The following is a 20,038-nucleotide window of genomic DNA, read 5'->3' as shown; positions in this document are numbered from 1 at the left end:
TAAAATAGATCAAGGGGATGCATTTTGTGTCTCCTTTTTTGTTTCAGGGCAAAATATAGACCGTTTTATTTTTGTTAGTATTAATATTTTGTTATTTTTGCTAATAGTTAGAATATACAAAACCTGAAATGCTTCAAGATTTAGAAAACAATTTTTCAGAATTAGAAAAAAAGATTTTGCAGTTACAGAAAAATTACAAAAATCTTAGTGAAAGATTCTCGGAATTAAATGTTGAGCATGACGAACTGAAGAAGAAATATGATGAGGAAAGAAGAAAAAATCAGGTATTAGCAGAAGAACAAAAAAATATAAAACTTTATTCGGCAATATCAGGAAATCCTGAACATAACCGACTGATGAAAAACCACATCAACAGGTTGGTAAAAGAAATAGATTTCTGCATTGCGCAGCTTCAAAACAGTGGATTATAATGGAAGTAAGAAGAATTACCATTAATATAGCCGGAAGAGTATATCCGCTGAATGTACCGGCAGCAGAGGAAGAAACCCTGCGTAAAGTCGGGAAGCAGATAGAGAATATGATTAAAGATTTTGAACAGAATTTCGATGTGAGAGACAAACAGGATGCTTTGGCTATGTGTGCCCTGAAATTGGGAACCAATGCCGAAGTAGTGTCTGCGAACTACGATAAAACAATACAATCTACCAACGAAAGATTAGCGAAAATTAATCAGTCGTTGAATAATGAAACAGGGAAATAGATTTTTTTTCCCGAAAAAGCTGCCTACAATAATTCTAACACATTAAAGGTAAACTCAACGCTAAACAATTACCGAACAAATGTCCATTGAATGGCGTGCCGGTTCTCCGGATTACAGACAATGGAAATCAGTTCAAATCGTGTTGATTAGGAGTTTACTCTCAATCTCTGGATTATTGTGGGCTTTTTTTATGTAAAATAATTAAAAGAATATGAATACAATTAAAACTCAATATAAATTATGATAGAAGTTATAATCGGCGTTGTTTGTTTATTAATCGGTGCTGCTGCAGGGATGTTTTTTTCCAAAAGCTCATTGAATACCAAAGCAAAATTTATTATAGATGATGCACAGAAAAATGCCGAAAACCTTATAGAAAAAGCCAATGTACAGGCTGAATCCATAAAGAAAGAAAAGAACCTTCAGGCGAAAGAAAAATTTCTTGAACTGAAATCTCAGCACGATGCAGACATTCAGGCAAGAGAAAAGAAAATGCAGGAAGTAGAAAAAAGAATCAAGGATAAGGAGCACAAGCTGAACGATGAGCTTAGCAAAACAGGAAAACTTGAAAAAGATCTGGACAAGCAGATTGCTGATTATGCTAAAAAAACAGAAATTTTAGAAAGAAAACAGCAGGAACTGGATGTTGCAACCGCTAAAAAAGTTGAAATTTTAGAAAAAATTGCCAACTACACCGCTGAAGAAGCAAAAGCTGAATTGGTAGAAACCATGAAGGCGGAAGCGAAAACAAGAGCTCAGGCGCACGTTCAGAGCATTATGGAAGAAGCGCAGCTTAATGCAAAAAGCGAAGCAAGAAAAATCGTTATCCAGACCATTCAGAGAATCGGAACAGAACAGGCAATCGAAAATTCAGTTTCTGTATTCAACATCGAATCGGATGAGGTAAAAGGAAGAATCATCGGTAGAGAAGGTAGAAATATCCGCGCTCTGGAAGCCGTTACAGGAGTGGAAATTATTGTAGACGATACTCCGGAAGCAATTCTTCTTTCATGCTTTGATCCGGTAAGAAGAGAAATCGCAAGATTATCCCTTCACAGATTGGTAACAGACGGTAGAATTCACCCGGCAAGAATCGAAGAAGTTGTTGAAAAAACAAGAAAGCAAATCGAGGAGGAAATTATTGAAGTAGGAAAAAGAACGATTATCGATTTAGGAATCCACGGATTACACCCTGAATTAATTAAAATCGTTGGTAGAATGAAATACCGTTCTTCTTACGGACAAAACCTGTTACAGCACTCAAGAGAAGTGGCGAATATCGCGGCGACAATGGCGGCTGAATTAGGCTTAAATGTAAAATTAGCAAAAAGAGCAGGTCTGTTACACGATATCGGTAAAGTTCCGGAGCAGGAATCTGAACTTCCTCACGCTTTATTAGGTATGCAATGGGCGGAAAAATACGGTGAAAATGCAGAAGTTGTAAATGCCATCGGAGCACACCACGACGAAGTGGAAATGACTTCATTACTGTCTCCTATCATTCAGGTTGCTGATGCAATCTCAGGAGCAAGACCGGGAGCAAGAAGACAGGTTCTTGAATCATATATCCAAAGATTAAAAGACCTAGAATCTGCAGCATTAAGTTTTGACGGAGTTTCTTCAGCTTATGCAATTCAGGCAGGGAGAGAGTTAAGAGTAATGGTAGAAAGCGGAAAAGTAAATGATGAAGTAGCTTCTCAGTTATCGTACGACATCTCAGAAAAAATTCAGAACGAACTTACTTATCCGGGACAGGTAAAAGTAACAGTAATCAGAGAAACGAGAGCTGTGAATATTGCGAGATAATAATCAGAAAAAGATAATTCATAAAAACCTTTCAAGAAATTGGAAGGTTTTTTATTTTTAGCAAAAAAAAATTTAAACTATTTACAGAATAAATCGTAAAAGTAGCAAAAGATAATAATAAAGCAAATTTCTAAAATGATCAAAGTGCTCAAAAGAATAAAAATCAAGATTTTTATAAACTATTGTGATCTTTTTTATTTATAATCAATACTTTAAATAAAAGTTTATTTCATCTTTTGCTACTTTTATGGTTAAATAAAAGTTTAAACAGACTTAAAATTTAAAACTCCAAAATGCAAGAACTTTCCACCTCTTCGAAACTGAAGTACATTTTTTCCATTCCCGTTATCATTTCCGCGTTAGGCTACTTTGTAGACATCTACGATTTACTCTTATTCGGGATCGTAAGAATTCCAAGCTTAAAAGCTTTAGGGCTGAATCCGGATGTAGACGGAACATTTATTTTAAATGCGCAGATGATCGGTTTGCTGCTGGGCGGAATTTTCTGGGGAATTTTCGGAGACAAAAAAGGAAGGCTTTCCGTTTTGTTCGGTTCTATTTTAGTCTATTCTTTGGCGAATATTGCTTGTGGATTTTTACCTTACTTCCCCAAAGATCATTTGGTGTATCAATATGCTGGATTAAGATTTATCGCAGGGATTGGATTAGCCGGAGAGCTCGGAGCAGGAATTACCCTTGTTTCTGAAAGCCTGCCGAAGAATTTAAGAGCGATCGGAACGTCCGTTGTCGCCGGTTTCGGACTAATGGGAGCCGTTGTAGCTCAGTTAACGGTAGAATTAGCAGGAGGATGGAATGTTTCTTACATCATCGGAGGAGTTTTGGGAATTCTGCTTTTATTTCTCAGAATCAGTGTTTCCGAATCCGGAATTTATAAAACCATGGAACATCAGTCGGTTTCCAAAGGAAATTTCCTGTCGTTTTTCACCAATAAAGACCGTTTGATACGCTATTTAAAATGCATAGCAATTGGATTGCCCACTTGGTTTTGTATCGGTATTCTGGCGGTTTTAGCCAATCAGTTTGCACGGGAACTCGGAATTAAGGATCTTAACCCCGGAAAAGCAATAATGTGGGCTTATGTTGGAATTTCTGCCGGAGATCTGGCAAGCGGTTTTATTTCCCACTTTTTAAAATCCAGAAAAATGGCGATTTTCTATATGCTGATTTTTACGATTATCGGAGTTGTACTGATGCTTTTCGGAAATACCAATACCGAAACAAAATATTACATCTTCTGCGTATGGCTCGGATTGGGAACAGGATATTGGGCAATGTTCGTTACATTGGCTGCGGAACAGTTCGGAACCAATATCAGAAACACGGCAACCACCACCGTTCCGAACATGGTTCGAGGATTGGTTCCTGTAATGATTTTTGCATTTGATCTTTTCAAAAAAGATTTTTCGGTCATTATAAGCGCAGCAATTGTCGGACTCATTGTTTTCGGGCTGGCTTTTTATGCTTCATTAACGGTCTCCGAAACTCACGATAAAGATCTGGAATTTACAGAATAATTTCTGCTGTTTAAGAAATAATAATCTCAAATTTTCGTTATCAGTTTTAATAAGCTTAAGAGAATAAATAAATTATCAAAAATAATAGTAAATTATGCTTTGAATAATGAATATTTGTTTAACTTTGGCACGCAACTAAAACTAACGTTTAACATCAAAAATCACATTACAATGCAAAATTTTTTGAAAAAAGCAACAAAATTAAAAAAAGCCGATCTTAAAAACATTACTGGAGGCGTAAGCGGAACACCGGATCTTTCAAAATGCGGATGCAGTTGTTCAGGATCTGTAACAGGACCGTTTTATTGCGTTCAGTACATTGCTTGTCCGCAGGTTTATACCTGCTACGAAGCTATATAAGAACTTATTTCAATTAGAAATAAACATTTCCACATTTAATACGCAAAAGCCTTTTGGGACCTTCCAAAAGGTTTTTGTAATTAATAGATGTCTTGTTATGAAGCAAAAAATATTTTGGAGCTTTATCTCGCTTTCCGCACTCGCTATTTTCATTATTTGTGCTGCCGCAGCACAAATAATGAAAATGAGCTCAGACAGTTGCTCCAATCGAGGCTAGGATTTCAGGATTTCTCATCAATGTCAGTCAAAATTTAAAATATACAGCAGACTTCCGGTACTGATAAAAATCCACAGAAATACAGCAAAAGCAAGAGGCTTAACACCGATGGTTTTCAAAGTTTCAACAGAAAGAGTAGAACCAATAAAAAACAACGTTAAATTTAACCCTGACTTCGCTAAAACAGTAATTGTAGAACTTAACTTACCAAAAAAAGGAAAATACGTATTCAGCAAAATAGCCACAATAAAATAACCGATAAACCATGGAACTTTCACTTTAGATTCCTTGCTTTTAAAAATAAACATCGTGATCACAGAAACCGGAATAATCCACAATGCTCTGGCTAACTTTACCGTAGTAGCGATTTTAAGCGCTTCATTTCCGTATTTTCCTGCCGCTCCTACCACAGAACTCGTATCGTGAATTCCGATGGCGCACCATAACCCGAATTGTTCCTGTGTAAGATTCAGCAAATGACCGATGGGCGGATAAATAAACAGAGCAACAGAATTCAGCGTAAAAACAATAGCCAGAGCCAGTGAAATCTGCTTCGTGCTGGGTTTAATGATGGGAGAAGTCGCAGCAATGGCACTTCCGCCACAGATGGCGGTTCCCGTAGAAATAAGATAAGACAAAGGTCTTTCAAGCTTAAGGAATTTTCCGGCAAAATATCCTAAAATCATCACAGTAAAAATGCTCATAACCGTTAAAATAAATCCGGATTTTCCGGCCTCCAAAGCTTCATCAAGTTTTAGCCCGAATCCCAAACCTACAATGGAAATCTGCAATAATAAATGAATATACTGATGCAGACTCTTTTCAAAAGGATTTCCGAGAAAAACCGCCAGTACAAATCCCAAAAGCAATGCAACAGGCGAAGAAACAATAGGAGTGAGGCATACAACTGCCAGTAATATGAAGATTATTTTCTTGGAAGTTTCATGAAATAGTAAACTTTTCATTGATAGGAATTTTAAATTAATGATTCAAAATTCCGACAATTATCATTACAAAGTAAATCGTATTTTGTTATACAGAATAACTTAAAGTTATAATTTAACTGCTGTTTTTTGTTAAATTTAAATCTGGCTGATAAATTTTAAGAACAGGCGGATCAGTTCAGATTGTTCACCTTTGGGAAGAATAAAATGAAAATTCCTTTCAATACTGAAATTTTTAACATCAATAATCGTTAATTGATTGTTTTTCAATTCATTTAAAATTGTGCTGACTGAAAGAAATGCTAAAGCATCTGAATGTAAAAGATAATTTTTAATACTTTCGCTGCTTCCCAATTGCATTACAACATTCAGATTTTCAATAACAATTCCTTTTTCCTTCAGTCTGTTTTGGATAAACTCCAGAGAACCGGAACCTTGTTCTCTTAAAACCAATTCCAGTTCGTACAGATCTTTAACATTCAGCGTTTTATTGACTAAAGGATGATTCGCTTTTGCAACCAGTACGATTTCATCAGCTTTAAATTTCTGATAATCAAAGTAGGCAGATTGAGATTCCCCTTCAATAATCCCGAGATCAATTTTTCCGTCTTTCAGCAGTTCGGAAACCATTTCCGTGTTGTGCGTAATCAGTTCAATTTTAATGTCTTTATAGTAAGATTTGAATTTGGCTAAAATTTCCGGTAAAATGTATTGGGCAACCGTTGTACTCGCTCCGATAATCAGTTTTCCCCGATGTTTCTGATTGATCTGATGGATTTCAAATTCCAAATCACGGTAAATATTTCTGATCTTTTCGGCATATTCAAACAGAATTTTTCCGCTTTGCGTCAGTTGAATAGAAGTTCCTTTTCTGTCAAATAGTTTAGTGTTTAATTGATTTTCAATTTCTTTGATATGCTTTGTAACGGCAGGCTGCGAAATATTCAGTTCTTCCGAAGCTTTGGTAAAACTCGATCTGGAAGCAACGGTATGAAAAACTTTTAATCTGTAATCAAACATTGTGGTTGTTGGTTTTTAATTATAGTAAAATTACAGCGTTAATTGCTGACAAATATCAACCATCAACGACTCTACAAATCCGAGAAATTTTTATCGTGAAGATGTTCAAATCTACGGTTTTTTGCTTCACCGATTTTTTGTTTTGTATAAATGCTGTTATTTCCTGAAAACAAATACGATACGATACAGGCAATTGCCACATAGATTCCGCATTCTGCTCCAAACAATTCAATTCCCATGAGCATACACGCAAGCGGAGTGTTGGTTGCGCCCGCAAAAACAGCCACAAATCCCATTCCGGCAAGCAAACCAAACGGAAGCGGAATAAATAATGACAAAGCACTTCCCAATGTCGCTCCGATAAAGAAAAGGGGAGTCACTTCACCACCTTTAAATCCTGCTGAAAGCGTAACAATGGTAAAAATCATTTTGAAGGCAAAATCATAAAGCGGAAGCTGTTTTTCGAAAGATTCTACAATGGTCGGAATTCCCAATCCGATATATCTTGTAGTTTCCATTGCAAAAACGGCAACAGCAACAATAATTCCGCCGATAACGGGACGAAACGGAGGATATTTTATATTAGATTTGAAGACAGAACCTGTAAAATGAATCATCCTGCTGAAAGCTGCAGCGCATATTCCAAATAAAATTCCTGCTAAAACACTGTATAAAATCGGTAAAAATTCAAGTTTTGGAATAAGTTCGATATGATAGTGTGTATGTTTTGCTTTCCAGAGATTGGTAACAAGATCAGCCAAAACCGCAGAAGTAAAAGCCGGAAAAAGAGCATTGTAACGAATTCGTCCCATCAGGAAAACTTCAAGTCCGAAAACCGCTCCGGCTAAAGGAGTTCCGAAAACCGAACCAAAACCTGCCGCAATAGCCGAAATCAGTAGAATTTTTCTGTCGTTTTTATCAAGTTTCAGGATTTTTGTCAGTTGATCGGAAATTGCTCCCGCCATTTGTAGTGCCGTTCCTTCACGACCTGCAGAACCTCCGAAAAAATGCGTGACCATCGTTCCTAAATAAACAAAAGGTGCCATTTTTAAAGGAATAATTTCCTTCGGTTCCTGAATATTTTCCAACAGCAAATTGTTTCCCGCTTCCACATCTTTTCCGAAATAATGATACAAAAGTCCCGTTAAAAATCCACCAACAGGTAAAAGAGCAATCAGCCAGAGATGATTTTCCCGGAAATCGGTTGCCCATTGCAGTGATGTTAAAAATCCGGCAGAAGCACTTCCTGCCAAAATCCCGATAATACTACTGATAAAAAGCCATTTCAGAATATAAGGGAAAGCTGGGTATTTTCTAAAGAAAAAACCAGTGTGAAATTTTATTGTACGGTTTAAATTTCTTTGATGTTGAGACATATTTTTCCTGATCAATTACTGTTAATAATCTTTTAATCAGGCGTCATCAGCTTTTGGAAAGCGGTTGGGTAAGGAAGAACACCATTTCCTTGTGTACTGCAAAGATAAAAATTATAAATCATTTTTCAGAAGATATTTCTGCTTTTAAATCTTTGTTTACAGAACCGTTAAAAATTCTAAAGAAAAGGCTTCATTTCATCCTCAATCTGAGTTCTCAGTTCCATTAGACGAATCGCATACTTTTCTTGCTGTTTTTCCTCTTCTGTTTCCGGAATCCATTTCGGAACGGGAAGTTTTTTTCCGTTTTCGTCTACGGCAACAAATACAATGATACAGTGTGTTTTTTTATCAAAATTCGGTTGTTTCAGGTTTCTGGAAAATACATTGATGGAAATATGCATACTCGATGAACCTGTGTAAATAACCTGCGCTTCCACTTTTACAATTTCCCCGATTTTGATGGGTTCGTAGAAACGGATTCCGCCAACATATACTGTTACGGAGTAATTTCCGCTCCACGTTGTTGCACAGGCATAACCAGCCTGATCAATCCATTTCATGACGCTCCCTCCATGTACATTTCCACCGTAGTTGACGTCCGAAGGTTCTGAAATAAACTGAAAAGTGATCGGTTTGTTGTCCATTCTTTTTAAAATTTGAATAAAGGTATTTATAATTTTTAAAATTTTAGATTAAATCTTACTTTTGAAGAATGAAAATGTTAAAATTTTCTCTTAACCATCAAAATAAATCTCTCAATGAAAAAAGTATTTTACCTGAATACGTGTGGTACGTGTAAAAAAATAATGGCTGAGTTTGATCTTAAAGACTGGGAACTTCGGGAAATAAAAAAAACTCCTGTTACCAAAGAAGAGCTTGCAGAAATGTATGAAAAAACAAATTCTTATGAAGCACTGTTCAGTAAAAAATCTACCCAGATCAAACAAAGGGATATAGATGTAAAATCTCTTTCGGAAGATGGTTTTAAAGATTTGCTGCTGGATCATTATTCTTTTTTGAAACGTCCCGTTTTCATTACCGATGATAATATTTTTGTTGGAAATGAAAAGAAGAATGTGGAAGCTTTGAGGGAGTTTTTTGATATAAAATAAGTAATGGGTTTTGGTTTAGAAATTTATTTTGTTTTTGATATTGAAGAACCCCGAAAAGAATATTCGGAGTTGGTAAGCCATTATGATTTTGATCATAGAGACGGACTGAACATGATAATGTCGGGAGAAGATGTTTACGATGCAGGTGATAACGAAATGAGATTACTAAGACAAATAGAAAAAGTTTTAGAGATAAATTTAGGAATCTTGGATTTTTGGGAAGAATATGAAAAATTTATCGAAATAGAACCTTTACGATTGAAATTGATTGAATTAGAAACTGCATTGGTAAAAAATACTGATTTCTATAAGAAAATATGCTGGGGAAAAGACATCGAAGACAGATACCTAAAGAAGAATTTTGTAATGGATGTCCGTTTTTTAATTGAAAGATTAAACCTTAATATTAAAAACGGAGCTTCTAAGGTAAAGTATATTTCTTATTGATAAATAATAATTTTTAACGAATTCTTCCAAAACCTCACAGGTTTTAAAAACCTGTGAGGTTTTTTCGGTATACTAAAAATTGCAGGAAGTCTCAAACAATTTACGGGAAGCGAACTGCAACTGACGGAAGTTTTAAACAAAACCGCTTTCAAAAATTAACTGTTATGTAAATTCTTTAAAGTGTTTTTCATATGATCTTAAATATAAATTCCTTTTTTTCAGACCATGATTGTTCGTTATTTGTAATTCAGAGTTTTGATGAAACGGAAGTTTGTCGGAAAGCTGTTCCGTAAATTTTTCAATTCCTTTACAGTATTCGTCTAGAAATTCATACTTTTTATCGACTGTAATTAATTCAATGCCGGACTGAGTTTCTCTATACAAAAAACGAATGGTGAAAGAATTAACTTCCAAAATTTCTGAATATTTAATGTATTGCTTCGGTTCTGATTCTTTTTTGAAATAAAAACCTTCTGCTGTATAGCTGAAAATTCCGTCTTCTGAATAAAGTCTGTTCATCTCTTTTTCTGTTGATTCATAATCTGTTGGAAAATTTCCCGTCATTATTTTTGCAATGGTAAAACAGAGCGTAACAAAACAGCAGAAAATAATGAGATAAGAAATTTCTTCACTGTCGAAAACAGGATAGAAAATGTAAACTGAAATAAGTACAATAATACAAATGAATACAATTTTTTTCATCAGAAAAAATTTCTGCAATAGTACGAAAAAATGTATTGCGATATAATTATTTAGCCCGGATAGAAACGGCATCCTTTATTTTTTTGCCGGAGCGAAGCTCTGGCAAAAAAATAAAGATAAAGTGGATAGCCGGAAACAGCTCCAAAAAAATAACCGCCTCACAAATTCTGCAAGGCGGTTTTATATTCGTTAAAAAACAATCAGTTATACAAAAGGAGCTTTCACTACTTTTGCAGGAATGTTTTTGTTTCTTACCTGAATGAAGATTTCAGAACCTAATTTAAAGTGAGGTTTATCTACATAAGCAAGACCTAAACCTACTTTTTTCATCGGCGACTGCGTTCCCGAAGTCACTTTTCCGATCACGTTTCCTTCTGCGTCTACAACAGGGTAGTCGTGTCTTGGAACACCTTTGTCCGTTAATTCAAAACCTACTAATTTTCTGGTAACGCCTTCTTCTTTTTGCTTGGCAAACGTTTCTTTAGATACAAAATCTTTATCGAATTTTGTGATCCATCCTAAACCTGCTTCAATTGGTGAAGTCGTATCGTCAATATCGTTTCCGTAAAGGCAGAACCCTTTTTCCAGTCTCAAAGTATCTCTGGAAGCCAGTCCGCAAGGAATAATTCCTTCTTCCGCACCTGCTTCCATAATAGCATCCCAAATTTTTTCGGCAGATTCGTTTTTAAAATAGATCTCAAAACCTCCGCTTCCGGTGTAGCCTGTGTTGGAAATGATCACATCACTTACTCCTGCAACAGAGCCTACTGTAAAATGGTAGTAAGGAATTTCAGAAAGGTTGATTTCGGTTAATTTCTGAAGAATTTCAGTCGCTTTCGGTCCCTGAACTGCCAATAAAGACATTTCATCCGAAGCATTCGTCATCTTTGCCCCGAAAGTATTGTATTTGGAGATATGATCCCAGTCTTTATCAATATTTGAAGCATTGACAACCACGAAATATTTGTCGTCTTCCATTTTATAAACGATAAGATCGTCTACAATTCCTCCGTTTTCGTTCGGAAGACAAGAATATTGAGCTTTTCCGTTTTCCAAAGCATCTACATTGTTGGAGGTAACGTACTGTAAAAGTTCTTTGGAACCCGCCCCTTCAATGAAAAACTGTCCCATGTGAGACACATCGAACAGACCTGCTTTTTCTCTTACGGCAAAATGCTCTTCAGTAACTCCGGAATATTGTACAGGCATTTTAAAACCTGCGAAAGGTACGATTTTAGCTCCCAAAGAAACGTGTTTGTCGTACAATGCTGTTTTCTTCATAGTTAATTTTTATTTCTATTTCTTTATTTTAAAACTGTCGAAAGCCTCGTTGAAAAGCTTCATATAATTTCCGTTCCAGTACTTTTGTGTGCAGTTGATGGTAACGAGAAACAAATCTTTGTCTTTCTGAAAAACTTTGGTGATCCAGTGGAGTTTTTCGTGTTCATCATCATATTCGTAAAAATATTCTGTGTATCCTTTTTTTCCGCTTTTGCTTTTTATTTTCTTCTCGTCATCCGAAGACTTGTAAAGCGCGAGAATAAATTTTTTGGTTTCCGTTTTTGGAAGATTAAGATCGTGATATTCTGAAATCGTAATAGCTCCAATCTCATTGCCCGGAAAAATATTGATAATATCATTATCGTTCGTTACTTTCCAGCCTTCCGGAAGGGTGATGGAGTAGTTATCATTTTCATACACCTTCGTTGGAACAGATTGTGCAGAAAATAAAGATGCGGTTACCAATGAGATGATAAGAAGAAACTTTTTCATGAATGTAGATGATGTTTATATTCTTCAAGAATGATTTTAAACCACTCTGTAAAGTTATCAGGATTTTCAGAAATTTCTTGGTTGAGATTTTCGAGGGAAATGTAGCGTACTTCTTCCACTTCCTCTTTGTTTAAATAGAATTCACCTTCAAAAGTTCCTGTAAAAACATGATCAAGTTCGTGTTCCCAAAGTCCGTTTCCCACATCGGCTTTATAGATGAAATTAAATTTTTCTGAAAGTTCCACATCAATTCCCAACTCTTCTTTCACTCTTCTTTTGGCTCCTTCAAGATAGGTTTCCTCATTTCTCGGATGCGAACAGACTGCATTGGTCCATTTCAGAGGAGAATGATATTTTCCGGAAGCTCTTTTCTGCAGAAGCATTTCGCCGCTGCTGTTGAATAAAAAAACTGAAAAAGCGCGATGCAGTAAGCCGTTGATGTGCGCCTGCTGCTTTTCCATCAAGCCAAGAACTTTGTCTTCAGGATTTACTAAAACTACGAATTCTTCCATTCCTACAAATGTAAGTGTAATAAATGTATTTTGGAAATTTTTGGTGAAACATCATATTTTTTGATTTTTAACCTGATGTGTTTTCTTTATATTTAAGATTTTGAATGAAATACAAAGATTCAGATTTTATAAAAGAGAAAAATTTTAATTAAAATTGTAGTAAAAGCAAATTAATTATTGATATTATTCATTAAATAAATGTTTTTAACGTAAAAATTTAATATAAAGCAAGTTTAACAAGCCTTTTTAATGCAAAAAATGTAACTTTGCAGTTCAAATTTTTATGATGGAATTAGAGTACATAGAACACATTAGTCCGATTCTTAAGGACGGCGTAAAAAACTATTTAATTGATATTGACGGAACCATTACAGAAGACGTTCCGAACGAAGAGCCTGAGAGAATGGTTACCTGTGAGCCTTTTCCGGATGCTCTGGAAACCATCAACAAATGGTATGACGAAGGTCACCAGATTTGTTTTTTCACGTCAAGAACAGAAAATCTTAAGCAAATTACAATCGACTGGCTGGATAAGCACGGATTTAAATATCACAGTGTTTTATGCGGAAAACCAAGAGGCGGAAATTACCACTGGATCGACAATCATCTGGTAAGAGCAACAAGATATAAAGGAAGATTTACAGACTTGGTTGAAAAACAGGTTACGATTGAAGTTTTCAAAGAAGACGAGTAAAAAATAAGGAAAAAGATTAAACGATTAAATATTATGATAAATAGTTTTTAATTGTATTGATTTTCTCAAATATTAAATCTATAAAAGTTTTATGAAAGTTTTAGCAAACGACGGTTTGGATCAATCCGGTATTGATGCATTGAAAGAGAAAGGTTTTGAAGTAATTACGACAAAAGTTCCGCAGGAACAGTTGGTAGATTACATTAATGAGCACCAGATCCGTACTATTTTGGTACGCAGTGCAACACAGGTGAGAAAAGATATTATCGATAACTGTCCTTCCATCGAAATCATCGGAAGAGGTGGAGTAGGAATGGATAATATTGATGTGGATTATGCAAGAGAAAAAGGAATTCATGTGATCAATACGCCTTCTGCATCTTCAGAATCGGTTGCTGAGCTGGTTTTTGCACACCTGTTCTCAGGAGCAAGATTTTTACAGGATTCCAACAGAAAAATGCCTTTGGTGGGAGATACTGAGTTTGCCGGTCTTAAAAAAGCGTATGCAGCAGGAATTGAGCTGAAAGGTAAAACTATCGGTATTGTCGGAATGGGAAGAATCGGGCAGGAAGTTGCTAAAATCGCTTTAGGTCTTGGAATGAGAGTCATTGCTGCAGATAATAATGTAGGAAAAGCAAGCATTAAAGTTAAGTTTTATAACAACCAGTTCATTAATGTTGATATTGAAACGGAACCGCTTCACGATGTTCTGAAACATTCGGATTTTATCACCCTTCACGTTCCGGCTCAGAAAGACGGTTACATGATCGGAAAAAATGAATTTGAAATGATGAAAGACGGAGTAGCCATTGTAAACTGTTCAAGAGGGGGAGTAATTGACGAAGCCGCTTTAATTGAAGCTTTGAATTCCGGAAAAGTGAAGTTTGCAGGTTTGGATGTATTCATTAACGAACCGACTCCTTCAAAAGAAATTTTAAATCATCCGAAAATCTCCATGACGCCGCATACAGGTGCATCTACACTGGAAGCGCAGGACAGAATCGGGCTTTCTTTGGCAGAGCAGATTTCAAGTATTTTACAGATTCAGTAATTTTTTTGATAAAATATAAAAACTCCGGCGCAACAAAGTTGCGCCGGAGTCTTGTTTTATAACGAATTTTTTAATTCTTCTTTTTCAGCTCATCACGAATTTCCGCAAGCAATTGTTCTGTTGCAGTAGGAGCAGCAGGAGCCTCCGGAGCGGCAGCTTCTTCTTTCTTCATTTTGTTGATTGCTTTTACCATGACAAATACAACAAGTGCCAGTAAAAGGAAATTAATGGCAACCGTTATAAAATTACCATACGCAAAAATAGCGGCATCAGGCGCAATCTCTTTCGCTTTGGCTAGAGTAGCTCCAGCCGGAATATTTTCAGCTCCTTTTCCCATAGCATAATAAATACTGCTGAAATCCGGTTTTCCTACAATGGCAGCAACAATTGGCATAATTAAGTCATCGATAACGCTGGTTACAATTTTTCCGAAAGCTCCACCAATGATGACACCGACAGCAAGATCGAAAGCATTACCCTTAATCGCAAACTCTTTAAATTCTTTTACAAATCCCATAATTTATATTTTTTTAAGTATTATTTTCACAAAATATGGGTTTAAATTACAAAAAAAAATATAAATTTTGCCTTTTCATAACTAAATATTAATCAAATATGATAAAATGTGAAAGTTTCTTAATTAAGAGATCCACATAATTCTTTTCAGAGCATTTAAAAATTCTTTTTCGTAAATTGCTTTTAATACAAAATACAATATTAAATATGAAAATTTTTACAGCGGAACAGATTCGCAATGGGGATGAATATACAATAAAAAATGAACCGGTCTCTTCTGTTCAGCTTATGGAAAGAGCTGCGCAGGCTTGTGTTGACTGGATTTTTGAGAATTGTAAAAATCATAGAAATTTTGCAGTCTTTTGTGGTAAAGGCAACAACGGAGGCGATGGTTTCGCTATTGCGAGAATGCTTCATCTCAAAGGTTTTGATGTAGATGTTTTTACCAATACCAAATCGAAATTTTCTTCGGATGCGGGAAATAATTTAAGGGAATTAAAAGAATTTTCGGGTGTTTTCATCAGAGAATTTAAAGAAGCAAAAGAATATAGGTTTGATAACCGGACAGTAATTATCGATGCTCTTTTCGGAACCGGTTTATCTAAAAATATTGAAGGAGAATTTGAAGAACTTATTGATTTCTTAAATGAAAAAAATAATCTTAAAATTTCTGTTGATATGCCTTCCGGACTTTTTGCCGATACTGTTTCTGCTGAAAATGCCACTATTTTTAAGGCAGATTATACATTGAGTTTTCAGTTCTGGAAAAAAACTTTTCTTCATCCCGAAACCGGAAAATATGCAGGAAAAGTGAAAGTTCTGGATATTAATATAAGTGAGGACTATATTGCAGAAACAAAAACAGAAGATTTTGTTATTAATGAAGAGATAATCAAAGATATTTTCAGACCGAGAAACGTGTTTTCTCACAAAGGAACTTACGGAAAAGTAATTATTGCAGGTGGAAGTTACGGAAAAATAGGTGCAGCGGTTCTTTCTGCAAAATCTGCCCTGAAATCAGGAGCCGGACTTACTTTTACACTGGCTCCAAAATGCGGATATGAAATTTTACAGACTTCGAATCCTGAAGCCATGTTTATCGAAGGAGGAGATGATTTTATCAATCATTTTGAAGCAGATGAAAAGGCAGTTTACGGAATTGGTCCCGGTTTGGGAACAAACGAAGAAACCGCAAAGAGCTTTCTAAATTTTCTGAAAAATTATTCTCAGCCTTTAATTTTGGATGCCGATGCATTGAATATCATTTCACAGGATCAAAAAAATCTAAAGATCATTCCGAAAAACTCGATCATAACACCTCATCCGAAAGAGTTTGAAAGATTATTCGGAACTACCGAAAATTCTTTTGAAAGGGTAAAACTGGCTAAAAGTAAAGCCAAAGAACTTGGAATTTATATTGTTTTGAAAGATCATCATACACAGGTCATCACGCCGGAAGGAGAAGTTTTTTACAATATTACAGGAAATTCAGGACTGGCGAAAGGAGGAAGCGGAGATATTTTAACAGGAATAATCACCTCCTTTTTAGCACAGCATTACTCAGAAAAAGAAGCTGCAATTTTAGGAGTCTGGTTTCACGGCAGAGCTGCAGAATTTGCTTCTGAAAAGCACTCTAAAGAATCTGTTCTTCCCACCAATATTATTGATGAATTCGGAACTGTTTTCAAAGAACTGAATGCAAAAGTGGAAAGAGCATTATAATTCGAAGATTTTTTTTACGATAAAAAATAAAGGCAAGTCTGGATTACAAACTTGCCTTTTTATATTAAATCTGTTTAAAGTTTTTATTTAACCTCAAAAGATGCAAAAGATGAACAAAACGTTTATTTAAAGTTGGTGATTATAAGTAATAAGATCACCACAGTTTTTAAAAATCTTTGATTTTTATTCTTTTGAGCACTTTGATTACTCTTGAAATCCTCTTTATCATTATCTTTTGCATCTTTTGCGGTTAATTCTGAAATTATTTAAAAGCTTATTCAGGTTTTTCGTTTTCAGCCTGAGTAATTTTGAATTTTTTCGAAACGATCATAATAATTACTCCTGCAATCATGAACGGAATAGATAAAACCTGACCGGTGTTTAATCCTCCAAACTGGATGAATTCGTCACCTTGCGGCTCTTTCAGGAATTCTACAAAGAATCTGATTGCCCAAAGAATAATGAAGAACAATCCAAATAACCATCCCTGCTGATATTTTTTGTTGGTTTTTCTGTACAGAATCCACAGTAAAACGAAAAGGCAAACATATCCGAAAGCTTCAAATAACTGTGAAGGATACCGCGGAACTGTTACACCGTATTCACTGCTCTGCTGTGGGAAAAGCAATGCAAAAGGAGAGTTGGGATCAACAGGTTTTCCGATGATTTCAGAATTGAAAAAATTTCCCATTCTTACAAAAGCGCCGCCTAAAGCAACCACAATTCCTAATCTGTCGTACACCCAGAAAGGATTTTTTCTGATGATTTTAAATGAATAATAAAGGGTTGTAAAAATTAAAGCAATCGTTGCACCGTGACTTGCCAGTCCTGAAAATCCGGTGAACTTCAAACCGTTTTTAGTACTGATTGGTAAAAATACACTCCAGAAATCTTCTTTGAAAAGTTCAGGCTGATAAAAAATAACGTGCCCCATTCTTGCTCCCAAAATGGTTCCCAACAACGTCCATGTGAAAAGAGGTTCTAAATATTTCTGGTTTACATTATCGATTTTAAAAATTCTGTTCATTAAAATATATCCGAAACCGAATGCAAAAATGAACATCAGACTGTAAAAATGAAGTGTAACAGGTCCCAACTGAATTCCCTTTGTGGGATCCCAGATCTTAAAAGGAGTTTCCAGACTGATGTTGTCTGATTCTGTAAGAGGTTTTGCAGTTTTAACGGCATACTTAAAGGTATTGATATTTTCCTTCGTTGCCGCCGCATCAATTACTTTAAAATTCTTGTCTAAAAGCTGATAATGAACAAGCTTGTATTTCGCCAATGTCGCAATGCTGTAATTTACATAAACAGGCTCGAAATTCGACTCATTCAGAATAACAAGCACATTTTCTTTAATAGGTTTGTCTGCAAATTCATTCAGATCCTGAACTTCGGTGGTCGAATAAATTTTTACCGGAACATTGGTAGAGTTTACTTTTAAAGTTCCGTCGGACATTCCATCCGGATAATTCTGCGCAACAAGACACTGGGTAATGAACGCAAAAATGACGAGATACATTCTGAAAAAAATATTACTCATTGTTATTTTTTTATTAGTTTGTTTATTTTAAATTTTACTTTTTTGGCGGTACGGGATCATATCCGCTTCCTCCCCACGGATGACATCTTGAAATTCTCTTTGCACCCATCCAGAATCCTTTAAAAATACCGTGCACCTGAAGCGATTTCACCATATAATGCGAACAGGTAGGCTCATAACGGCAGTTTTTGGGAAGCAGGGGCGAAATAAACCACTGGTAAAATCTGATGAGAATTACCAAAGGAAAAGTGATGATTTTATTGAATGTAAGTTTCAAAACAATGCAAAAATAGGGTAAAAAATTGAAAATTAGTTTAAATTTGTTAGAAGTTTCGGGACGGTAAAAGTCTGTTCGGAGGATAAAACGGTATGTTTATCGATTTGCGGTTTTTACTGTTTTTAAAATTAAGAAAAGAATAGATGATCTGTATAACAAAAGCAAAAAACCACCAAAGAAAGGTGGTTTTCGTTTGCTATTGTTTATTTCCTTTATAGGCAGTACTTCGTAAAGTGTAATATAAAGATCTTTAATAAAACAGAATCTCATAATTATATAACCTAAAAAAGAGGATGTCTCATTTTAAAACAGCTTCTATTCATAGTATTTAATTTCTCTTACCCATTTATATAGGTCTTTTCCATTTATGTTTTTAATAATTTCCGTCCAGTTCTTTTGTTTATCAAATTTGTATTTGAAAATAATTTCAGTTGGTTTTAAGTTGTTTTTATCTTTTCCCCAAGTATCTAAGTAAAAAATCTTTTCTATTCGATTATTTTTATATACAAACTGAATTCTATTTGAAATATTTCCTTGGTAAAAGTGTGTTCTTGTTTTAAGGTTGCCATCATCATAATACTCGTAAGCCATAGCTGATGTACTTGCATAACCTCCATCTTTTATTTCCTCACGATATTTTCCGTTCTTTTCCGGTACAAAATAATGATACTTGTCATCCTGAATTTGTGTTTCTTTTTTAATTCTTCCTAATGAATCACGTTCGTATTTTGTGTACCCGCTTTGAAAAAGTTTTTTATTATAATGGTCAATTTTATAATCAAAGAACTTAGATTCTTTAATTTGGAAGTCGTCATCATAAAAATTAACCTGACAAAGTTTTTTTCGGAAGATAGAATCATTCCCCTCTTGAAAAGAATTTTCTCCTACCTTCTTCCATACGAAATCTGTTACGGCAAAAACACTGTCGGTTTTCGATAAAGTATTAAATCTTGTAACTATAAATGGAGCATGATATTCACGATTGTTAAAATAGTTTTTCTCCGGTTCATTTTCCCATTTTGAACGATATTCTGTAAATTTTAATTTTTTACTTGAACCTTTATAAATATATTTTTTATTGGTTGTAGAGTATTTGTCAGTGGAATTTTCATTAATTAATCTTCCCAAACTATCGTATGTATATGTATAATCATCAACAATTTCTCCCGATTTATAATACCATGTTTCTTTTGTAATATTACGGTTTTTATCATAATAAGTTTCATTATTAATATATCTGCAAAAATCGGTTTCAAACCAAGAACCTGACATACTTTTCCTTAAATTATCGGGTCTCATTATAGTAGCATGGCCATATTCATTATCACCTTTCATAAAAGTAAACGGACCGGAATCATTCAGAAAAACTACATATTCTTTTACATATTTTGGATTTCCTAAAACACTGTCTTTTATAACTTGAGACTGTAAAAGAGAAGATGTTAGAATTAAAAAATATAATAATTGTTGCATTATAATTTGTGTTTAGAAATAAAGCCTCCGAATAGGCTTTTAATTATTGTTTTGTAAAAATTAATTTTCTGTTTCTGGCAAATGCACTGTTCTATCAGCAGTAGCAGGACAATCATCTCCCACGGAAGTACTGTTAGGATTGTAATTCCAAAATATTTGGGTAGAATTAAGGTTTTTTAAAGTTACTTTTCCCCATCCAACTCCGAAATTAGTACCAGTATAATATAATATTACAGA

The 20,038-nt window shown here is 34.9% G+C and carries 22 protein-coding genes and 1 riboswitch; of the genes, 10 read left to right on the top strand and 12 right to left on the bottom strand.

Annotated elements, in window-relative coordinates; all coding sequences use genetic code 11:
• Positions 1-128: 128 nt before the first annotated feature.
• The 5 genes from H6W53_RS08260 (at position 129) to H6W53_RS08240 (ending at position 4,422) form a co-directional block, all read left to right on the top strand.
• The gene (locus H6W53_RS08260) at positions 129-431 is read left to right on the top strand and encodes a hypothetical protein (protein ID WP_076393320.1); all 303 of its coding nucleotides are present in this window, start codon (positions 129-131) and stop codon (positions 429-431) included.
• On the top strand, positions 431-721 hold the full coding sequence (locus tag H6W53_RS08255; RefSeq protein ID WP_076393322.1) for a cell division protein ZapA: 291 nt from the start codon (positions 431-433) through the stop codon (positions 719-721). Before H6W53_RS08260 ends, H6W53_RS08255 begins: the two co-directional genes overlap by 1 nt.
• A 240-nt stretch (positions 722-961) precedes the next feature.
• Positions 962-2,527, top strand: coding sequence for a ribonuclease Y (gene rny, locus H6W53_RS08250; RefSeq protein WP_185144408.1), 1,566 nt, complete (start codon positions 962-964; stop codon positions 2,525-2,527).
• A 293-nt stretch (positions 2,528-2,820) separates the two neighbouring features.
• Entirely contained in the window at positions 2,821-4,062 is a 1,242-nt protein-coding gene (locus tag H6W53_RS08245; RefSeq protein WP_185205981.1) for an MFS transporter, read from the top strand.
• Between the two features lie 171 nt (positions 4,063-4,233).
• Positions 4,234-4,422: a hypothetical protein gene (locus H6W53_RS08240; RefSeq protein ID WP_087710944.1), complete on the top strand. Its 189-nt coding sequence runs from the start codon at positions 4,234-4,236 to the stop codon at positions 4,420-4,422.
• 240 nt (positions 4,423-4,662) lie between these two features.
• Here the strand turns inward: H6W53_RS08240 and H6W53_RS08235 are convergent, their stop codons facing one another.
• From H6W53_RS08235 to H6W53_RS08220, 4 genes are all read right to left on the bottom strand, one after another.
• Positions 4,663-5,604: a YeiH family protein gene (locus H6W53_RS08235; protein ID WP_185205979.1), complete on the bottom strand. Its 942-nt coding sequence runs from the start codon at positions 5,602-5,604 to the stop codon at positions 4,663-4,665.
• A gap of 117 nt (positions 5,605-5,721) precedes the next feature.
• Positions 5,722-6,603: a LysR family transcriptional regulator gene (locus H6W53_RS08230; protein WP_185205977.1), complete on the bottom strand. Its 882-nt coding sequence runs from the start codon at positions 6,601-6,603 to the stop codon at positions 5,722-5,724.
• A gap of 71 nt (positions 6,604-6,674) precedes the next feature.
• A complete protein-coding gene (locus tag H6W53_RS08225; protein ID WP_185205975.1) occupies positions 6,675-7,979 on the bottom strand; it encodes a voltage-gated chloride channel family protein in 1,305 nt (434 codons plus the stop codon).
• 30 nt (positions 7,980-8,009) lie between these two features.
• A riboswitch (Fluoride riboswitch) is annotated at positions 8,010-8,077 on the bottom strand.
• Positions 8,078-8,155: 78 nt separating this feature from the next.
• Positions 8,156-8,623 (bottom strand): acyl-CoA thioesterase, encoded by a 468-nt coding sequence (locus tag H6W53_RS08220; RefSeq protein ID WP_116098049.1) that lies wholly within the window; start codon positions 8,621-8,623, stop codon positions 8,156-8,158.
• Positions 8,624-8,737: 114 nt separating this feature from the next.
• Between H6W53_RS08220 and H6W53_RS08215 the strand changes: the two genes are divergently transcribed.
• Together H6W53_RS08215 and H6W53_RS08210 are read left to right on the top strand one after the other, a co-directional pair.
• The gene (locus tag H6W53_RS08215; RefSeq protein ID WP_185205973.1) at positions 8,738-9,091 is read left to right on the top strand and encodes an arsenate reductase family protein; all 354 of its coding nucleotides are present in this window, start codon (positions 8,738-8,740) and stop codon (positions 9,089-9,091) included.
• 3 nt (positions 9,092-9,094) lie between these two features.
• Positions 9,095-9,538, top strand: coding sequence for a hypothetical protein (locus H6W53_RS08210; protein WP_185205971.1), 444 nt, complete (start codon positions 9,095-9,097; stop codon positions 9,536-9,538).
• A gap of 162 nt (positions 9,539-9,700) precedes the next feature.
• Here the strand turns inward: H6W53_RS08210 and H6W53_RS08205 are convergent, their stop codons facing one another.
• From H6W53_RS08205 to idi, 4 genes are all read right to left on the bottom strand, one after another.
• On the bottom strand, positions 9,701-10,240 hold the full coding sequence (locus H6W53_RS08205; RefSeq protein ID WP_185205969.1) for a hypothetical protein: 540 nt from the start codon (positions 10,238-10,240) through the stop codon (positions 9,701-9,703).
• Between the two features lie 204 nt (positions 10,241-10,444).
• Positions 10,445-11,521, bottom strand: a complete 1,077-nt coding sequence (gene gcvT / locus H6W53_RS08200) for a glycine cleavage system aminomethyltransferase GcvT (RefSeq protein ID WP_185205967.1) — start codon at positions 11,519-11,521, stop codon at positions 10,445-10,447.
• 15 nt (positions 11,522-11,536) lie between these two features.
• Positions 11,537-12,013, bottom strand: a complete 477-nt coding sequence (locus H6W53_RS08195; RefSeq protein ID WP_185205965.1) for a hypothetical protein — start codon at positions 12,011-12,013, stop codon at positions 11,537-11,539.
• Positions 12,010-12,525 (bottom strand): isopentenyl-diphosphate Delta-isomerase, encoded by a 516-nt coding sequence (idi, locus tag H6W53_RS08190; protein WP_185205962.1) that lies wholly within the window; start codon positions 12,523-12,525, stop codon positions 12,010-12,012. Before idi ends, H6W53_RS08195 begins: the two co-directional genes overlap by 4 nt.
• Before the next feature lie 286 nt (positions 12,526-12,811).
• Here idi and H6W53_RS08185 point away from each other — a divergent pair, with 286 nt between their 5' ends.
• The gene (locus H6W53_RS08185; RefSeq protein ID WP_076393358.1) at positions 12,812-13,219 is read left to right on the top strand and encodes a phosphoheptose isomerase; all 408 of its coding nucleotides are present in this window, start codon (positions 12,812-12,814) and stop codon (positions 13,217-13,219) included.
• A 91-nt stretch (positions 13,220-13,310) separates the two neighbouring features.
• Positions 13,311-14,270 carry a D-2-hydroxyacid dehydrogenase gene (locus H6W53_RS08180; RefSeq protein WP_185205960.1) on the top strand — a complete coding sequence of 320 codons (960 nt, stop codon included), beginning with the start codon at positions 13,311-13,313 and terminating at the stop codon, positions 14,268-14,270.
• A gap of 70 nt (positions 14,271-14,340) precedes the next feature.
• Here the strand turns inward: H6W53_RS08180 and mscL are convergent, their stop codons facing one another.
• Positions 14,341-14,787 (bottom strand): large conductance mechanosensitive channel protein MscL, encoded by a 447-nt coding sequence (gene mscL / locus H6W53_RS08175; protein ID WP_185205958.1) that lies wholly within the window; start codon positions 14,785-14,787, stop codon positions 14,341-14,343.
• Positions 14,788-14,993: 206 nt separating this feature from the next.
• Here mscL and H6W53_RS08170 point away from each other — a divergent pair, with 206 nt between their 5' ends.
• On the top strand, positions 14,994-16,508 hold the full coding sequence (locus H6W53_RS08170; protein WP_185205956.1) for an NAD(P)H-hydrate dehydratase: 1,515 nt from the start codon (positions 14,994-14,996) through the stop codon (positions 16,506-16,508).
• A gap of 274 nt (positions 16,509-16,782) precedes the next feature.
• Here the strand turns inward: H6W53_RS08170 and lgt are convergent, their stop codons facing one another.
• The 3 genes from lgt to H6W53_RS08155 all read right to left on the bottom strand — a co-directional run bounded on the left by lgt (position 16,783) and on the right by H6W53_RS08155 (position 19,801).
• Positions 16,783-17,649 (bottom strand): prolipoprotein diacylglyceryl transferase, encoded by an 867-nt coding sequence (gene lgt, locus H6W53_RS08165; protein ID WP_116098081.1) that lies wholly within the window; start codon positions 17,647-17,649, stop codon positions 16,783-16,785.
• Between the two features lie 436 nt (positions 17,650-18,085).
• Positions 18,086-18,328 (bottom strand): membrane protein insertion efficiency factor YidD, encoded by a 243-nt coding sequence (gene yidD, locus H6W53_RS08160; protein ID WP_185205954.1) that lies wholly within the window; start codon positions 18,326-18,328, stop codon positions 18,086-18,088.
• 315 nt (positions 18,329-18,643) lie between these two features.
• The gene (locus H6W53_RS08155; protein ID WP_185205952.1) at positions 18,644-19,801 is read right to left on the bottom strand and encodes a hypothetical protein; all 1,158 of its coding nucleotides are present in this window, start codon (positions 19,799-19,801) and stop codon (positions 18,644-18,646) included.
• Between the last annotated feature and the right edge of the window lie 237 nt (positions 19,802-20,038).

This window comes from Chryseobacterium sp. C3, assembly GCF_014218905.1.
GTDB classification, from domain to species: Bacteria; Bacteroidota; Bacteroidia; order Flavobacteriales; family Weeksellaceae; genus Chryseobacterium; species Chryseobacterium mucoviscidosis.
This window is presented reverse-complemented; position numbering and strand designations above follow the sequence as displayed.

Coding starts and splice junctions, on each gene's coding strand:
- H6W53_RS08260 (WP_076393320.1), top strand. CDS start 129: ATGCTTCAAGATTTAGAAAACAATTTTTCAGAATTAGAAAAAAAGATT.
- H6W53_RS08255 (WP_076393322.1), top strand. CDS start 431: ATGGAAGTAAGAAGAATTACCATTAATATAGCCGGAAGAGTATATCCG.
- rny (WP_185144408.1), top strand. CDS start 962: ATGATAGAAGTTATAATCGGCGTTGTTTGTTTATTAATCGGTGCTGCT.
- H6W53_RS08245 (WP_185205981.1), top strand. CDS start 2,821: ATGCAAGAACTTTCCACCTCTTCGAAACTGAAGTACATTTTTTCCATT.
- H6W53_RS08240 (WP_087710944.1), top strand. CDS start 4,234: ATGCAAAATTTTTTGAAAAAAGCAACAAAATTAAAAAAAGCCGATCTT.
- H6W53_RS08235 (WP_185205979.1), bottom strand. CDS start 5,604: ATGAAAAGTTTACTATTTCATGAAACTTCCAAGAAAATAATCTTCATA.
- H6W53_RS08230 (WP_185205977.1), bottom strand. CDS start 6,603: ATGTTTGATTACAGATTAAAAGTTTTTCATACCGTTGCTTCCAGATCG.
- H6W53_RS08225 (WP_185205975.1), bottom strand. CDS start 7,979: ATGTCTCAACATCAAAGAAATTTAAACCGTACAATAAAATTTCACACT.
- H6W53_RS08220 (WP_116098049.1), bottom strand. CDS start 8,623: ATGGACAACAAACCGATCACTTTTCAGTTTATTTCAGAACCTTCGGAC.
- H6W53_RS08215 (WP_185205973.1), top strand. CDS start 8,738: ATGAAAAAAGTATTTTACCTGAATACGTGTGGTACGTGTAAAAAAATA.
- H6W53_RS08210 (WP_185205971.1), top strand. CDS start 9,095: ATGGGTTTTGGTTTAGAAATTTATTTTGTTTTTGATATTGAAGAACCC.
- H6W53_RS08205 (WP_185205969.1), bottom strand. CDS start 10,240: ATGAAAAAAATTGTATTCATTTGTATTATTGTACTTATTTCAGTTTAC.
- gcvT (WP_185205967.1), bottom strand. CDS start 11,521: ATGAAGAAAACAGCATTGTACGACAAACACGTTTCTTTGGGAGCTAAA.
- H6W53_RS08195 (WP_185205965.1), bottom strand. CDS start 12,013: ATGAAAAAGTTTCTTCTTATCATCTCATTGGTAACCGCATCTTTATTT.
- idi (WP_185205962.1), bottom strand. CDS start 12,525: ATGGAAGAATTCGTAGTTTTAGTAAATCCTGAAGACAAAGTTCTTGGC.
- H6W53_RS08185 (WP_076393358.1), top strand. CDS start 12,812: ATGGAATTAGAGTACATAGAACACATTAGTCCGATTCTTAAGGACGGC.
- H6W53_RS08180 (WP_185205960.1), top strand. CDS start 13,311: ATGAAAGTTTTAGCAAACGACGGTTTGGATCAATCCGGTATTGATGCA.
- mscL (WP_185205958.1), bottom strand. CDS start 14,787: ATGGGATTTGTAAAAGAATTTAAAGAGTTTGCGATTAAGGGTAATGCT.
- H6W53_RS08170 (WP_185205956.1), top strand. CDS start 14,994: ATGAAAATTTTTACAGCGGAACAGATTCGCAATGGGGATGAATATACA.
- H6W53_RS08155 (WP_185205952.1), bottom strand. CDS start 19,801: ATGCAACAATTATTATATTTTTTAATTCTAACATCTTCTCTTTTACAG.